The sequence below is a fragment of the Streptomyces huasconensis genome (assembly GCF_021028635.1).
Classification (GTDB): Bacteria; Actinomycetota; Actinomycetes; order Streptomycetales; family Streptomycetaceae; genus Streptomyces; species Streptomyces huasconensis.
In genome coordinates, this window is sequence record NZ_CP086119.1 from 3,690,293 (window position 1) to 3,705,896 (window position 15,604).

At 72.4% G+C, this 15,604-nt stretch carries 12 protein-coding genes and 1 tRNA gene; 7 read left to right on the plus strand and 6 right to left on the minus strand.

All coding sequences use genetic code 11. The annotated features are described in order from the left end of the window. The first annotated feature begins 72 nt into the window (after positions 1–72). On the plus strand, positions 73–1,089 hold the full coding sequence (locus tag J2N69_RS16745) for a zinc-binding dehydrogenase (protein WP_230904752.1): 1,017 nt from the start codon (positions 73–75) through the stop codon (positions 1,087–1,089). 93 nt (positions 1,090–1,182) lie between these two features. Then, positions 1,183–2,478, plus strand: coding sequence for a GNAT family N-acetyltransferase (locus J2N69_RS16750; RefSeq protein ID WP_230904753.1), 1,296 nt, complete (start codon positions 1,183–1,185; stop codon positions 2,476–2,478). A 7-nt stretch (positions 2,479–2,485) separates the two neighbouring features. Here J2N69_RS16750 and J2N69_RS16755 read toward each other — a convergent pair whose 3' ends face one another. From J2N69_RS16755 to J2N69_RS16765, 3 genes are all read right to left on the minus strand, one after another. Next, positions 2,486–2,965: a GNAT family N-acetyltransferase gene (locus tag J2N69_RS16755; protein ID WP_230901512.1), complete on the minus strand. Its 480-nt coding sequence runs from the start codon at positions 2,963–2,965 to the stop codon at positions 2,486–2,488. Positions 2,966–3,109: 144 nt separating this feature from the next. Further along, positions 3,110–4,012: an aminoglycoside phosphotransferase family protein gene (locus J2N69_RS16760; RefSeq protein ID WP_408056742.1), complete on the minus strand. Its 903-nt coding sequence runs from the start codon at positions 4,010–4,012 to the stop codon at positions 3,110–3,112. Positions 4,013–4,037: 25 nt separating this feature from the next. Beyond that, complete coding sequence (locus tag J2N69_RS16765) at positions 4,038–4,874, minus strand: DsbA family protein (protein ID WP_230901514.1); 837 nt, start codon at positions 4,872–4,874, stop codon at positions 4,038–4,040. 143 nt (positions 4,875–5,017) lie between these two features. On the opposite strand from J2N69_RS16765, the gene J2N69_RS16770 reads away from it, so the two are divergent. Together J2N69_RS16770 and J2N69_RS16775 are read left to right on the plus strand one after the other, a co-directional pair. Beyond that, the gene (locus J2N69_RS16770) at positions 5,018–6,442 is read left to right on the plus strand and encodes an NAD(P)/FAD-dependent oxidoreductase (protein ID WP_230901515.1); all 1,425 of its coding nucleotides are present in this window, start codon (positions 5,018–5,020) and stop codon (positions 6,440–6,442) included. Positions 6,443–6,571: 129 nt separating this feature from the next. Continuing rightward, the gene (locus J2N69_RS16775) at positions 6,572–9,763 is read left to right on the plus strand and encodes a Tat pathway signal protein (RefSeq protein WP_230901516.1); all 3,192 of its coding nucleotides are present in this window, start codon (positions 6,572–6,574) and stop codon (positions 9,761–9,763) included. A gap of 68 nt (positions 9,764–9,831) precedes the next feature. Here the strand turns inward: J2N69_RS16775 and J2N69_RS16780 are convergent. After that, positions 9,832–9,905, minus strand: a tRNA-Thr gene (locus tag J2N69_RS16780). 219 nt (positions 9,906–10,124) lie between these two features. Between J2N69_RS16780 and J2N69_RS16785 the strand changes: the two genes are divergently transcribed. The 3 genes from J2N69_RS16785 (at position 10,125) to J2N69_RS16795 (ending at position 12,704) form a co-directional block, all read left to right on the plus strand. Beyond that, positions 10,125–11,261, plus strand: coding sequence for an ABC transporter ATP-binding protein (locus J2N69_RS16785; RefSeq protein ID WP_230901517.1), 1,137 nt, complete (start codon positions 10,125–10,127; stop codon positions 11,259–11,261). A 225-nt stretch (positions 11,262–11,486) separates the two neighbouring features. Beyond that, on the plus strand, positions 11,487–11,948 hold the full coding sequence (locus J2N69_RS16790) for a hypothetical protein (protein WP_230901518.1): 462 nt from the start codon (positions 11,487–11,489) through the stop codon (positions 11,946–11,948). A 36-nt stretch (positions 11,949–11,984) separates the two neighbouring features. Beyond that, positions 11,985–12,704 carry a nucleotidyltransferase family protein gene (locus J2N69_RS16795; protein ID WP_127912729.1) on the plus strand — a complete coding sequence of 240 codons (720 nt, stop codon included), beginning with the start codon at positions 11,985–11,987 and terminating at the stop codon, positions 12,702–12,704. Between the two features lie 94 nt (positions 12,705–12,798). Here the strand turns inward: J2N69_RS16795 and J2N69_RS16800 are convergent, their stop codons facing one another. Then, complete coding sequence (locus tag J2N69_RS16800; protein WP_230904754.1) at positions 12,799–14,499, minus strand: DoxX family membrane protein; 1,701 nt, start codon at positions 14,497–14,499, stop codon at positions 12,799–12,801. Between the two features lie 102 nt (positions 14,500–14,601). Beyond that, positions 14,602–15,546 (minus strand): 23S rRNA (guanosine(2251)-2'-O)-methyltransferase RlmB, encoded by a 945-nt coding sequence (rlmB, locus tag J2N69_RS16805; RefSeq protein WP_127911785.1) that lies wholly within the window; start codon positions 15,544–15,546, stop codon positions 14,602–14,604. Positions 15,547–15,604 lie beyond the last annotated feature (58 nt).

The following is a 15,604-nucleotide window of genomic DNA, read 5'->3' on the forward strand; positions in this document are numbered from 1 at the left end:
ATGCACGCCGAACCCACCACGCACGCCCAACCCACCCCGCACACCCAACCCACCCCGCACACCCAGCCCACCATGCACGCCATCCGCCTCCACACCTTCGGCCCCGCCGAGAACCTCGTCTACGAGGAGACACCCACCCCCGACCCAACCCCCGGCCAGGTCCGCATCAAGGTCGCCGCCGCCGGCGTCCACCTCCTGGACACCGCGATACGCGAAGGCATCCAGGGCCCGCTGCCCCAACTCCCGCCCCTGCCCACGATCCCCGGCCGCGAGGTGGCCGGCACGGTCGACGGGCTGGGCGAGGGCGTCGACCCGGCCTGGCTCGGCAAGCGCGTCGTCGCCCACATCGGCTTCGCCCCCGGGGGCTATGCCGAGCAGACCGTCACGGAGGCGTCCCGCCTGCACGAACTCCCCGCAGAACTGGACTTCCCCCAGGCGGTCGCGCTGATCGGCACCGGCCGCACGACGATGGGCATCCTCCGGTTCGCCGAGCCGGACCCCGATTCGGTGGTGATCATCCCCGCCGCGGCGGGCGGCATCGGCACGCTCCTGACCCAGTACGCCAAGCACCGGGGTGCCACGGTCATCGGTCTCGCCGGCGGCCCGCGGAAGACGGCCCGCGTCCGGGCGAACGGCGCCGACCTCGCCGTGGACTACACGAACCCGGCGTGGCCCGACAAGGTCCGCGCGTACCTCAAGGAGAGCCTCGACGGCCGCCCCGCGACGATCGTGTTCGACGGCGTGGGCGGCGAGGCGGGCCTGGCCGCGGTCGGCCTCCTCGGGCCCGGCGGCCGCCACGTCGTCTTCGGCTGGTCGGGCAAGGGCCTGCACGACGGCGAGCCGCTGACGTTCGACGAGGCGGAGCTGGCCGCCCGCGGGATCACGCAGCTCCACGTGCTCGGCCCGGCGATGATGCGGAAGGCGGGCGGCGACAACCCCGTACGCACCCTGGAGCTGGCCGCGCTCACCGAGGCGGCGACCGGCCATTTCACCCCGGCCGTCCAGCGCTTCCCACTGGCGGAGGCGGCAGCGGCGCACCGAGCGCTGGAGACCCGCGCCACGATGGGCAAGGTGGTCCTGATCCCCTAGCCCCCACGGTCCCCGCCGCCCCCACCCTCCCCCAGCACGGCCGAAATCCACTCGTCCGCACGGCATCCGGGAACTACCGTCCGTTAAATGGATATGGAACAAGTCCACCCCCCTGTCACGCCCCCGGCCACACCCCCCGTTACGCCCTCCATCCAGTTCCGCGACATCCCCGAGGCCGGCATCGACCGCGCCCTGTCCCTCGCGTACCTCGTCTTCCACGAGAGCCCGGAGGACGAGAAGCGCAAGCACCACCGCGACCTGCTGCTCGACTGCGTCCGCATCGGGGCGTACGACGGCGAGGAACTCGTCGGCTTCCTCGCGGCGTTCCCCTTCACCGTCTCCGTCCCCGGCGGCGAACTGCCCTGCCCCGGCCTGACGTTCGTCTCCGTGGCGCCGACGCACCGGCGGCGGGGCGTGCTCTCCGGGATGATCGCCGAGATGTTCGCGAGGGCCTCGGCGGACGGCGCCCCGATCGCCTCCCTCTGGGCGTCGGAGGACGCGATCTACGGCAGGTTCGGCTTCGGCCCGGGCACCCACGGAAGCACGGTGGAGATCGACTCCCGCCGCCCCCTGGCCCTGCGCATCACCCCCGACGACCGCCCGCTCCGCCTGCTCGACCCCTCCGACGTGCCGGACGTGCTCGGCCCGTACTACGACCGCACCCGTACCGGCCACACTGGTCACACCGGCCGCGCCGGCCGCCTCGCCCGCACGGAGGCATGGTGGCGCGAGGAGTGGATGGCGGAGAAGGACGAGGACGACGACGAGCTGTCCCCGCCCCGCGTCGTCACCGTCGTGAACCCGGCAGGCCCGTCCCCCATCGCCGGGTACGCGATCTACCGCACCAAGACCCGCGAAGACGCCCCCGGCCTCGTCCGCCTGGACGACCTGGAGGCGGACACCCCGGCCGTCGCCGCCGCCCTGTGGCGCTATCTCGCCGCCATCGACCTGACGGGCACGGTCCGCGCCTGGGGTCGCCCCCAGGACGACCCGCTGCTGCTCTTCGCCGCCGACCGGGACCAGGTGCGCGTCACGAGCGACTTCCCCGCGCTGTGGATTCGCCTCATCGACGTACGCGCCGCGCTGACCGCCCGCTCCTGGGCGGCCCCGGTGGACGCGGTCCTCGACGTGCGCGACGACCGGCTCCCCGCCAACGCGGGCCGGCACCGCCTGACGGCCTCCCCCGACGGCTGCGCGTACGAGCGGACGGACGACCCGGCGGACCTCACCCTCGACGTACGCGACCTGGCGGCCGCCTATCTGGGCGGGACGGAGATCACCGCCCTGGTCCGCGCGGGCCTGGCCCAGGAGCACACGCCGGGCACGGCGACGGCCCTGGACGCGGCGCTGCGCACCGCCCTGCTGCCGCATACGGTGGACGAGTTCTAGCCCGGGGTCAGGCCTTCGACCCGAGGGCGGTGAGCGCGTCGTCGGTCAGGCGGTACACGGTCCACTCGTCCTGGGGCCGCGCGCCGAGCGACTCGTAGAACCGGATGGAGGGTTCGTTCCAGTCGAGGACGGACCACTCCAGCCGTTCGTAGCCGCGCTCGACGCAGATGCGGGCGAGTTCGGTGAGCAGCGCCTTGCCGTACCCGCCGCCGCGCGCCTCGGGTCGTACGTAGAGGTCCTCCAGGTAGATCCCGTGGACGCCACGCCACGTGGAGAAGTTGAGGAACCACAGGGAGAAGCCCGCCACCTCGCCGGTCGCGTCGTCCTGCGCGATGTGCGCGAACGCGGCGGGCCGCTCGCCGAACAGCGCCTCGCGCAACTGCTCCTCGGTGGCCCGGGCCTCGTCGGACGCCTTCTCGTACGAGGCGAGGTCGCGGATCAAGGCGTGGATGACGGGGATGTCGGCGGGTGTGGCGGCACGAATCATGCGGGCAGGCTAGCCAGCGGCGGCACGCCGGGGTCAACACCGTCTCACCACACGGGCGACCCCACGGCACTCACCCGGTGACCTCACGGGCGACCCCACGGCACTCACCCCGTGGCCCCGCGGGCGCGATCACGCGGCCCGACCTCACCGCCCCGACGCCAGCAGCCGCCGCGCGATCTCCATGTCGTCCGGCGGCAGCGGCCGCCCGTCCTCGGTCTCCCACAGCGCGTTCTGCAGCACCCGCCCCAGCGTCCAGGCGCGCGCCCGCTCCCGGTCGAGCCCCATGACCTCGGTCAGCGCGTCGAACCGCCACAGCACCTCATCGGGCTCGAAGCGGTTGTCGAGGACGGGCCACAGGTCGAACCCGGGGTCCCCGGCGAGCGGCTTGGGGTCGATGGCGAGCCACGGCTCACGCTCGGCGGCCAGGACGTTCTCGAAGTGCAGGTCCCAGTGGAGCATCCGGTCGCCCGGCTCCCCCATGACCTCGCGCACCGCGCCCCCGCACCGCTCGACGATCGCGCGCTCGGCCGGGTCGGGGATCGCCCTCAGCGCGGCGGGCAGGTCCTCGACCATCTGGGCCGCGATGTCGCCGAGCCGCCGCATGCCCTCCGGCGCGGGCCCCGCGGTGAGCCGGGCGAGGAGTCCGGCGATGACGAGGACGGCCTCACGGGTGTCGGCCATCGTCGACAGCATCCGCCCCTCGTCGAGCCGTTCGAGCAGCATGGTGCCGGTCGCGGGGTCGTGGTCCAGGAGCCGTACGGCCCCGTCCCCGCCCCACACCCGCAGCGCGACCGGCTCCCCCTCGGTCTCCTCGTCCAGCACCTGGAACTTGACCACGGCGGGCGTCCCGTCGGCGCGCACCACGGGCAGCACGAGCGCGGCCTGGCCGTGCATCGGCTCCCCGTCCGGCGTCAGCTCCCACCGCTCGACGAACTCCCGTACGCGCGCGGGCAGTACGTCGATGAAGGCGCGCCCGGCAGCACCGGCGTACATGTGCTGCGCGGCGACCAGTTCGTCCGGAACACGAATGTCGATCACGCCCGTCACGCTACCGAAGACGTGCCCGACGGCGTCAGGAAATTCCGGCCGCCTTCAGCTCCTTGGCGAACGCCCCCTGCTCGTAGAGCGAGTTGCCCGCCGCCTTCTTCCCGTCGATGAAGACGGTGGGCGTGCCCTGGATCCCGTCATCGGTGAAGGCCTTCATCGCCTCGCCGACCCACTTCTTGTACGTCCCGTTGGTCACCGCCTTGTCGAAGGCCGCGCCCCGCAGCCCGTCCACCTTGTCGGCGATCTTCAGCAGGAAGGCCGGGGTGTAGGCGTCGTCCGACTCCTCCTCGGGCTGGTTGGCGAAGACCGCGGCGTGGAACTGCGGGAACCTGCCCGCCTCGACCGAGGCGCGCAGCGCGTTCGCCGCGTTCACGGAGCCGCTGCCGCCGAGGTTGTTGTCGAGGAACGACGCGATCGTGTATTCGATCCTGACCTCGCCGTCGGCCACCGGCCCCACCAGCGCCCGCGCCCCACCCTCCTCGAACTTCTTGCAGAACGGGCAGCGCGAGTCCTCGTACACCTTGACCGTGTGCGCGGCCTTCGGGTCGCCGACGGTGATCACGCCGCCCTTCACCGAGGCGGGCACCTGGGCGAGCCGCCCGGCGGCCGCCGGCGGAGCCTTCGCCTCCGGAGCGTCGGAGCCACCGGCCCCGGGCACTTCGGACTCGGGCGCCTTGGACTTCGGCGCCTTGGACTCCGGGGCGGCGGACGAGGACTTCCCGGCCTTGTCGACACGGCCGTTGTCACCGTCGCCGTCGCCGCCGTCGGGACCGCAGGCGGCCGCGGCCGCCCCGATCAGTGCCGCGGCCGCCACCGCGGTGACGACGCGCCCGGCCTTGCGCCCGGCCTTGTGTACGGCCATGAGGTGAGCCTTCCAGGTGTTCGATCAGTTCGATCAGTTCGATCCGACAGGTCCCGCTCAAAGTATCGGAATCCCGCCCGGACCCCTCCCGGACCCCGGCCACCCCCTGCCCACCGCCCCCACCTGCGCAGTACCGTCCGCCCATGAGCAGCAGCACGACCCACACGGACAACGCGAACGGCCCGGTCAACGGCGGCATATCGTTCTGGTACGCCGACGACGGCCTGCCCGCCGCCCGCGAACCCCTGACCTCCGACGCCACGGCGGACGTCTGCATCGTCGGCGGCGGTTACACCGGCCTGTGGACGGCGTACTACCTGAAGAAGGCCGCCCCCTTCCTCCGCATCACCGTCCTGGAGCAGAAGTTCTGCGGCTACGGCGCCTCCGGCCGGAACGGCGGCTGGCTCTACAACGGCGTCGCGGGCCGCGACCGCTACGCCAAGCTGCACGGCCACGAAGCCGCGGTCCGCCTCCAGCAGGCCATGAACGACACGGTCGACGAGGTGGTCCGCACCGCGGCCGCCGAGTCGATCGAGGCGGACATCCACCAGGGCGGCGTCCTCGAAGTGGCGTACACCCCTGCCCAGTTGGCCCGCCTGAAGGCCTTCCACGAGACGGAACTCTCCTACGGCGAGAAGGACCGCACCCTGCACGGCGCCCGCGAGACCGCCGAACGCGTCCGCGTCGCGGGCGCCGTCGGCTCCACCTGGACCCCGCACGGCGCCCGCCTGCACCCGGTGAAGCTGGTCAAGGGCCTGGCACGGACCGTGGAGGCGCTCGGCGTGACCATCCACGAGTCGACGCCGGTCACGGAGATAAAACCGAAGCACGCGGTCACCCCCTACGGCACCGTCCGCGCCCCCTACGTACTGCGCTGCACGGAGGGCTTCACCGCCTCCCTCAAGGGCCAGCGCCGCACCTGGCTCCCCATGAACTCCTCGATGATCGCGACCGAGCCGCTGACGCCCGCCCAGTGGGAGTCGATCGGCTGGGAGGGCCGCGAGACCCTCGGCGACATGGCCCACGCGTACATGTACGCCCAGCGCACCGCCGACGACCGCATCGCACTCGGCGGCCGCGGCGTCCCGTACCGCTACGGATCAAAGACGGACAACGACGGCCGCACCCAGCCCGCCACGATCGAGGCGCTCCACACCGTCCTCACCCGCTTCTTCCCCCAGCTCACCGGGGTCCGTGTCACCCACGCCTGGTCCGGTGTCCTCGGCGTCCCCCGCGACTGGTGCGCCACGGTCACCCTGGACCGCGCGACGGGCCTCGGCTGGGCGGGCGGTTACGTCGGCTCGGGCGTCGCCACGGCCAACCTCGCCGCCCGCACCCTGCGCGACCTGGTCCAACAGGACTCGGGCCAGGCGGGCCCCACGGACCTCACGACCCTCCCCTGGGCCAACCACAAGGTCCGCAAGTGGGAACCGGAACCGTTCCGCTGGCTGGGCGTCCACGGCATGTACGCCACATACCACGCGGCCGACCACCGCGAACGGATCAACCACACCACGACCTCCTCCCGCCTGGCCAGGTGGGCGGACAAGGTCGCGGGCCGCCACTGAGTTGCCGGAATCAGCCGCCCCTCCAGTGCTGTTGTCGGACCCCTGTGCCACGATCACCCGACCATTCGTTCAGCCTGGGGGGGCTCCATGCCTGCACCACGTCCCTGTCCGAGATCCGAGAGATCCGTGGTGTCCACCGCGGTGTTCCTCGCCCTGACCGTGCTCCTGGCCTTGTTGGTGCCGGCCGCGCTGCCGACGACGGCCGCCCACGCCGCCGGACCGGAGTGCGCGCCGCTCGCGCTCGCCCCCTTCGGCGACCCGGGTACGGCGGTCGGCAAGGCGACGGTCGCCCCCGACGCGACCACCTGTTACACCTTCTCCGCCACGGAACCCGGCATCCACCTGGTGTCGCTCGACGACAGCGGCGATGAGGCGCACACCGAGGTCTACAGCGGTGACACCCGACTCGACTGCTACGAGCGGGAGTACGCGGTACAGGGCTGGTGCGACCTCTCCGAGGCCGGGGCCTACACACTGAAGGTCGTCAACGACGGCTGGCAGGACGCCGACGTCGCGGTCACCGTCGTCCCGCTCGGGAGCGACCGCGGCTGCGCACCGAAGACCGGCACCGACTGGGACCAGCCGACGCCGACGCGTACGTCCGTCAGTCCCGTCGAGGTCGACTGCCAGCCCTTCGACGCCGAACCCGGGGACCGCATCCGGCTCACCCGCGGCACCGCGGCCCACGGCGAGACCACGGCCTGGATCACCGACACCACCGGCGCCCGGATCTGCCCCCGTTTCCCCGAGGACGGCGAGGACAACTGCGTCCTGCCGGGCAAGGGCCCCTACCGCGCCCTCTCCCGTGTGTCGTACGCCGAGAAGGGCTTCCCCGCCGGGTACGCCGTCACGGCACGCCGCCTGAACGACCCCCGCGGATGCCCGTCCGCCCCGGTCCGCCCCTACGGCCCGCTCACCGCGCAGGACCTCACCAAGACGCCCTGCTTCACGGTCACCGCGGAGAAGGCGGGAACCTACCGGTTCGACTCCCTCGACCAGGAGGGCGCCACCGGGCCGAGCCGTGTCCACGACCGGGCGGGCAAGACCGTCTGCCGCGCCACCGGGCAACCCTGCCGGCTGCCCGCCGCGGGTACCTACACCGTCACCCTCGACGGCGATTCCCCCTTCCACGACACCCCGCGCGGCCTGATCGTCCTCGACCGGGCCTCCAAAAGCGGCTGCGTGAAGACGGAAACAGGTGCCCACAAGGGCGAGTTGAGCACCGCCGGGCAGTACGACTGCCTGGAGCTGGCCGCTCCCAAGGACGCCCGGATCGCCGCGCTCACCGCCCTCGACGCCCCGGGGGTCGACGCGGAGGTGGAGGTCCTCGACGGCGACGGGACCGTCCAGTGCTCCGGGCAGGAGCTGGCCGCTGGCGACTGCGCGCTCACCGGCACCGCGCCCTACCGCGCGCTCGTCCACGCCGACGGCACCCCCCGGACCGGCCCGTACACGGTCGCCGTCCACCGCACCGACGCGGGGAACGACTGCCGCGTCCTGCCCGCCGGCACCTTCGCCGCCGACGGCGCCAAGGCCTCGCTCTCCACCGGGTCCGGTGTCTTCGCCCACTGCCTGTCCATCCCGGCGGGCGACCACTCGGCGGCGGAAGTGCTGCAACTCACCGCCACCGCAGGTGACATCCCGGCCAAGTTCTCCGTGCTCGACACGGCCGGCAAGCGTGTCTGCGACCGCCACGCCACCACCAACGGCTGGACGCTCTGCCCCCTGACCCCCGGCAAGGCCCACACCGTCCTGGTCACCGGCAGCGACAAAGCCGCCGAGTACACCCTGACGCGGCGTGACGTGACGTCGTCGGCGTCACGCGCGGGTTGCGCGAAGACCGCGGCCGCCAAGGTCGGCGGGCCCTCCGTGCAGGGCACGTACGGCGCGCCGGGCTCCCTGCGCTGCCACCAGGTCACCACCGAGGCCGCGGCGGACGTGGTGCACGTCGACGTACGCGACGCCCTGGGCACCGCCAACATCACCGTCCTCGACGGTGACGGCAAGAGCGAGTGCTCCTCGCGCAACCGCTCCTGCGCGGCCACCGGGAGCACCACCCACCAGGTCCTGGTCCAGGTACCGGCCCACCTCAAGGCGGCGCCCGAATACCGCCTCGACGCCCTGCGCGTCGCCACGGCCGAAGGCCCGGCGCCGGAGTGCGCCAAGGTCCCCTCGGTCGCGTACGGGTACGGCCCGGTCACCGGCACCCTCGACGAGTCCCGTACGGCGGTGTGCGCGGTCCTGCCCACCGTCGACGGCGACCAGTTCGACGCCGAGATCACCGACACCACCGGGGCGAAGGACACGGCCGTCCCCGCGCTCTACGACAACAAGTGGACCAACGGCTGCGCCCTGACCATCCCGGACGGTTACGTGTGCGGCGTGCACGAGTCGGCGTCGGCTCCGACCCGGCCCTCCCTCCTGGTCCTCGGCCTCCCGGAGAAGGCCGGCACCACGTCCTACCGCGCCACGCTCTCGTGCTCGTTCGCCCGCTGCGGCGGCGAGAAGGTCACCGTCACCGGCCTGACGCCCACCACGGCGCCCAGCGGCACCAAACCGACGCTCACGGTGACGGGCACCGCCCTCCACCCCGACTTCACGGTCCGGCTCACGCAGGCGGGCAAGACCCTCACGGCGAGGACCACGTCGGTGTCGGCCGACCACCGCACACTGAAGGCGGCCCTCGACCTGACGGGGACTCCCGCCGGCGACTGGTACGTCAGCGTCATGGCGGGCGGGGAGTACCGGCGCGGCACCTTCACTGTGACCGAGCCGGAGCTGAGCAACACCACCGCCCCCAAGGTGACCGGGACGCCCGCCGTCGGGTCCAAGCTCACCGCGTCCCCCGGCACGTGGACGACCACGCCCTCCTCGTTCACCTACCAGTGGAAGGCCGACGGTGAGCCGATCGCGGGCGCCACGGCCGCGACGTACAAGGTCCCGGCGGCGCACCTGAACAAGAAGCTGACCGTCACCGTCACCGCCCACAAGGCGGGCGCGCGGGACGCGAGCGCCGCTTCCGCACCGGTGACGATCACCAAGGGGGTAGCACCCAAGGCGACGGAGAAGCCGTCGATCACCGGCACCGCCAAGGTCGGCAAGACCCTCAAGGCCACGAAGGGCACCTGGTCGCCCGCCCCCGGCACGTACTCCTACCAGTGGTACGCGGGCACCACGAAGATCACCGGCGCGACCACGTCCTCGCTGGTCCTGAAGTCCGCCCAGCACGGCAAGAAGATCACGGTGAAGGTGACGGCGCACCGCACCGGCCACCTCGACGGAAAGGCGACGAGCACGGCCTCCAAGGCCGTCACGCGCTGACCGGCACCCGCCGCGACACACGAAGGCCCAGGCCACCAAACCGGTGACCTGGGCCTTTCGCTGTGCTGAGCCCCCTGTCGGATTCGAACCGACGACCTACGCATTACAAGTGCGTTGCTCTGGCCATCTGAGCTAAGGAGGCGCGCGCGGGACAGCCTTGTCCGCGCCCGTGCAGTGTAACCAACGACGTCCCCCCGCTCGTCGAAAATATCCGCGAAGACCGGCGAGATCGGCCCGCCGCGACTACTGACAGACCACAGACCCCCGGGGTACGGTCACGACCAGTTCACTCACGTGGACTACACCACTCCCTCTACTCGGATCGTCCGGCACGTTCCTGCCGGTGAAGGGGGCCCTCACCATGGCCACTGTTACGTTCGACAAGGCGACCCGCATCTACCCGGGTTCCGAGAAGCCCGCCGTCGACGGCCTCGACATCGAGATCGAGGACGGCGAGTTCCTCGTGCTCGTCGGCCCGTCCGGCTGCGGCAAGTCCACCTCCCTGCGCATGCTCGCGGGCCTGGAGGACGTGAACCAGGGCGCGATCCGCATCGGGGAGCGCGACGTCACGCACCTGCCGCCCAAGGACCGGGACATCGCCATGGTGTTCCAGAACTACGCGCTCTACCCGCACATGACCGTCGCCGACAACATGGGCTTCGCGCTCAAGATCGCCGGCGTCAACAAGGCCGAGATCCGCCAGAAGGTCGAGGACGCGGCGAAGATCCTCGACCTCACCGAGTACCTGGGCCGCAAGCCCAAGGCACTCTCCGGCGGTCAGCGCCAGCGCGTGGCCATGGGCCGCGCCATCGTGCGCGAGCCGCAGGTCTTCCTCATGGACGAGCCGCTGTCCAACCTCGACGCCAAGCTCCGCGTGTCGACGCGTACGCAGATCGCCTCGCTCCAGCGCCGCCTCGGCATCACCACCGTGTACGTCACGCACGACCAGGTCGAGGCCATGACCATGGGCGACCGGGTGGCGGTCCTCAAGGACGGGCTCCTCCAGCAGGTCGACTCCCCCCGCAACATGTACGACCGCCCGGCCAACCTCTTCGTCGCGGGCTTCATCGGCTCCCCCGCCATGAACCTCGTCGAGGTGCCGATCACCGACGGCGGCGTGAAGTTCGGCAACTCCGTCGTGCCGGTCAACCGCGAGGCCCTGAGCGCCGCCGCCGACCGCGGCGACCGCACGGTCACCGTCGGCGTGCGCCCGGAGCACTTCGACATCGTCGAGCAGGACGGCACCACCGCGAAGTCCCTCTCCAAGGAGAGCCAGGACGCCCCGGCCGGCCTCGCCGTCTCCGTGAACGTCGTCGAGGAGCTGGGCGCCGACGGCTACGTCTACGGCTCCGCCGAGGTCAGCGGCGAGCACAAGGACCTCGTCGTGCGCGTGAACGGCCGCCGGGTCCCGGCGAAGGGCGCCCAGCTGCACGTCGTACCGCGCCCGGGCGAGACCCACGTCTTCTCGACGTCGACGGGCGAGCGCCTCTCCGACTGACCGGGGAGGAACGCGGACGAGCGAGGGGCCCCGCACCGGCGTGCGGGGCCCCTCGGCATGTCCACCGGGCCCTCACATCGCACACCTCGTTGTCGACAAATACCCCGGCACACCGGTCATTTCACCCACGTCACGTCAACACCGCACCAACAAAACCTCCTTGGGTGTCGCTCGACCGGGTGACTAAATGTCTCCAAATCATCACCGAGCGCTACGCTGCCTCGCGTGACGCACTCCGCCAACTACACCCAGAAGCCGCGCCGAGCCCACCGTGGCCCCGCCCACCGCATCGGCCGCACGCTCGCTCTCGTCCTTCCCGTGATGCTGGTGCTCTCCGGGACCCTCGCGGTCACCAGCGTCAACTGGTCGGGGAACTCCTCGGACTCGATGCTCACCGCATCCGCCGACGACCTCTCCGTACCGGCCAAGTCCCGCGCCCCGCAGGACATCCTGCGCGACCGGCTCCTCCTGGAACTCCAGGAGAAGGACCCCGGCGTCGCGCTCACCCACCTCCAGCGCGAGGTGGACCGCCACCCGTCGCTCGCCCGCCACTGCGTCGCGCTCGCCAAGGCCCTCGGCCGCGCCGCCGTGCAGAAGTACGGGCCGACCCGCGCCCAGTCCTACGCCAGGCCCGTCTGCGACACGTCCTTCGCCTCGGGCGTGGCCGCCGCCCATCAGAACGGCTGAGCGGGGCGGCGGCTACCGCCGCGTAGGGTTTCCGGCATGACCACGCTGAAGCCCACGCAGGCCGTAGTCCTGGCCGGAGGCCAGGGCTCCCGCCTCCGCCCGTACACCGACGACCGGCCCAAGCCGATGGTCGAGATCCCCGGCACGGGGACCCCGATCATCGGCCATCAGCTTGCCTGGCTGGCCGCCGAGGGCGTCACCGACGCCGTCGTCTCCTGCGGCCATCTCGCCGAGGTCCTCCAGAAGTGGCTGGACTCGGCCGACCTGCCGCTGAACGTCACCACGGTCGTCGAGAAGGAACCGCTCGGCCGCGGCGGCGGCCTCAAGTACGCCGCCCGCCACCTCCCGCACGCGGACCAGCCCTGGTACGCGACGAACGGCGACATCTGGACCCGCTTCTCGCTGCGCGACATGGCGGCCTTCCACGCCGAGCGCGACGCCACCGCGACCCTCGCGCTGGCCCGCCCCCGCATCCCGTGGGGCGCCGTCGAGACGGACACCTTCGGCCACATCACGGACTTCGTCGAGGCGCCGCCGTCCCCGTACCTCATCAACGCGGGCGTGTACGTCTTCTCCGCGTCCTTCACCGCGCTCCTGCCGGACCTCGGCGACCACGAGCGCACCACCTTCCCGCGCCTGGCCCGCGAGAAGCGCCTCGCCGGCTTCCCGCTGCCACAGGGCGCCTACTGGCGCGCGATCGACACCGCGAAGGACCTCACCGAGGCCGCCAAGGAACTGGCCGCACAGGCACGTTGAGGCCCGCACGGCACCACCCACCCCTCACCAGTACGTCGAAGGGGCCCCGCACCTGATGGTGCGGGGCCCCTTCGACATACGTACCACCACGGGCTCAGTTGCCGAGGACACCGCCCAGCAGCCCGCCCGGCTCCTCGGCCCCGCCGGAGCCGCCCGAGCCGCCGGAGCCACCCGTGCCGCCCCCGGTGCCACCACCGCTGGACGACGGTCCCGCGGTCGAGGCCGCCGGTGGCTGCTGCTGTTGCTGTTGCCGCTGCGGCGCCGACTGCTGCGGCGGGGCCTGGCCCGTGCTGCTGCCCTGCGTCTGGCTCGGCTGCCCCGCCCCGGCCGCACCGGTCTCGGGGACCGCGCCCGGCGCCGTGGCGCCCTGTGAGGGGCTCGCGGAGCCGCTTCCCTGCGTCGGCGACTCGGACCCGGCGGAGGCCGAGGGGCTCTGCGACCGCTTCTCCCGCCGCTTCTTGGCGGGGTCCTCGGGGAGCGGCGAGCCCGGCAGCACGTTCCGCGGGGGCTCGCCGGGGCCGGGCACGGTGACCCGGTCCGCGTCGCGCACGGCGCCGCCGAGGAGCGAACCGAGGATCAGCGTCAGGCCGATGACGACCGCCCCGACGAGCCCGCCGCGGCGCAGCACGCGCCGCCGCAGGTCCCAGATGTCGGCGCGCGGCCCGAGCCTGCGCCAGGCCTCTCCGGCGAGGCGTCCGTCGACGGAGTAGACGGGGGCACCCGCGATGATCAGCGGTGACCAGGCGGCGAGGTAGATGATGTCGGGCGCGTCGTAGGCGGGGACGGTCTTCCAGCTGACGGTGACGATGAGCGCGGCGGAGAGCAGCACACCGACCGACGCGGCGACCCGCTGCCAGAGTCCGAGCACCGTCAGGACGCCGACCACGACCTGGAGGAAGGCGATGCTGAGTCCGGCGCCCACCGGGTGCTGGAGGGCGAAGTCGCGCAGCGGCTCGGCGAGCGCCCAGGGGTGCAGCGAGGTGAGCCACTTGACCATGGAGCCGCGCTGCCCGCCGTCGAAGTAGACGGGGTCGCAGAGCTTGCCCATGCCGGCGTAGATGGAGATGAAGCCGAGGAAGACGCGCAGCGGGAGCAGGACGACACCGAGGTTCATCCGGCGCCCGGGGTAGTAGGCGTGCCGGACGGGGTCGGCGCCCTGCCGCCGTCTGCGCTCCTCGGTCGCGGCCTCGTCGTCGGCGTCCCCGCCGGTGCCGGGGCGGTCGGCGTAGTCGTCGTCGTACGCGTACTCGCCGTACCGGGCGTTCTCCTCGGCGAGCCGCTCGTCGTAGTCGCTGCTGGGCATCCGCATCTGCGGCAGCAGCTGGGTCTGGGGGGCGGCGGGTCCGACGGCGGGGGTCGCGACTGTCCCGGTGGCCCGGGCGGCCCCGGGGCCGTCGTCGAGGTCGACGCGCGGGATGACCTGGGTGGCGCCGCCGTCGTCGTAGGGGCCTGCCTCTTCGGCCGAACGGCGCACGCCGCTGCCGCGCACGGCCTGCAGCAGTCCGGTCGCGCCGGGGTCGCCGGGCTCGGACTTGCCGCTCCAGACGACGGGCGCGCGACGCCTGGCGGCGCCCGACACGGCGGGGATGCGCACCGTCTCCTCGGAGAGGCCCAAATGCCGTGAGATACGCGGGGATTGGATGCGCCCAGCGGCGGGGAGCTGCACGCGGAAGCTCGCGTGCGAGACGATGACCTGCGCCGGGTCGCTCGGCACCTTCACCATGCTCAGCGCGGGAGCTTCGTCGAAGCCTGACGAGCTTCCCCCCGTGGGAGTGCGGGGTGTTCTGGTGTCCACACTCATCTAACCGAGTGACGTGTGGTTAGGACACTGCCTTGACCACGCAGAAATGTCCGGACCGCGTCAAAAGATCACCGCGGACCGGACATTCATACGTGACTACGCGCGGCGGCGGGCCGCCTCATAGAGCACCACACCGGCGGCGACGCCCGCGTTCAGCGACTCCGCACCGCCCGGCATCGGAATCCGCACCCGGAAGTCGCACGTCTCGCCGACGAGGCGGGACAGGCCCTTGCCCTCGCTGCCGACGACGATGACGACCGGGCCGCTGAGCGCCTCCAGGTCGCCGACCTCGTGCTCGCCGTCCGCCGCGAGGCCGACGACGGCGATGCCCGCCTTCTTGTACGCCTCCAGGGCGCGCGTCAGGTTGGTGCAGCGGGCGACCGGGGTCCGCGCGGCCGTGCCGGCCGACGTCTTCCAGGCGCCGGCCGTCATGCCGGCGGCGCGCCGCTCGGGCACAAGGACGCCGTGGCCGCCGAACGCGGTCACGGAGCGGACGATCGCGCCGAGGTTGCGCGGGTCCGTCACGCCGTCGAGCGCGACGACCAGCGGGTCCTCACCGGCGTCGTACGCGGCGGCGGCCAGGTCCTCGGCGTGGGCGTACTCGTACGGCGGGACCTGGAGGACGAGGCCCTGGTGGTTGAGGCCGTTCGTCATGCGGTCCAGCTCGGGCCGCGGGGCCTCCATGAGGTGGATGCCGCCGCGCTCGGCCGCGAGCTGGAGCGCCTCGCGGACCCGCTCGTCGTTGTCGATGAACTGCTGGACGTAGAGCGTGGTGGCGGGCACGCCGTCGCGCAGCGCCTCGAAGACCGGGTTGCGGCCGACGACCATCTCGGAGGACGACTTGCCGCCGCGTCCCTTCGGCGCGGGGCGGCGGCCCGCGGCCTTCTTGGCCTTGGCGGTGGCGATGCGGTTCTTCACATGCCCCTTGCGCGCCTCGGCGGGCGGCGTCGGACCCTTGCCCTCGAGGCCGCGGCGCCGATTGCCGCCGCTGCCGACCTGCGCGCCCTTCTTGCCGGACATGCGGCGGTTGTTAGCGGCCATGACCTACCTGTCTGTCGTGTTGCGGGTGCGCGTACGTCCGTACGCGCGAGGGTGTACG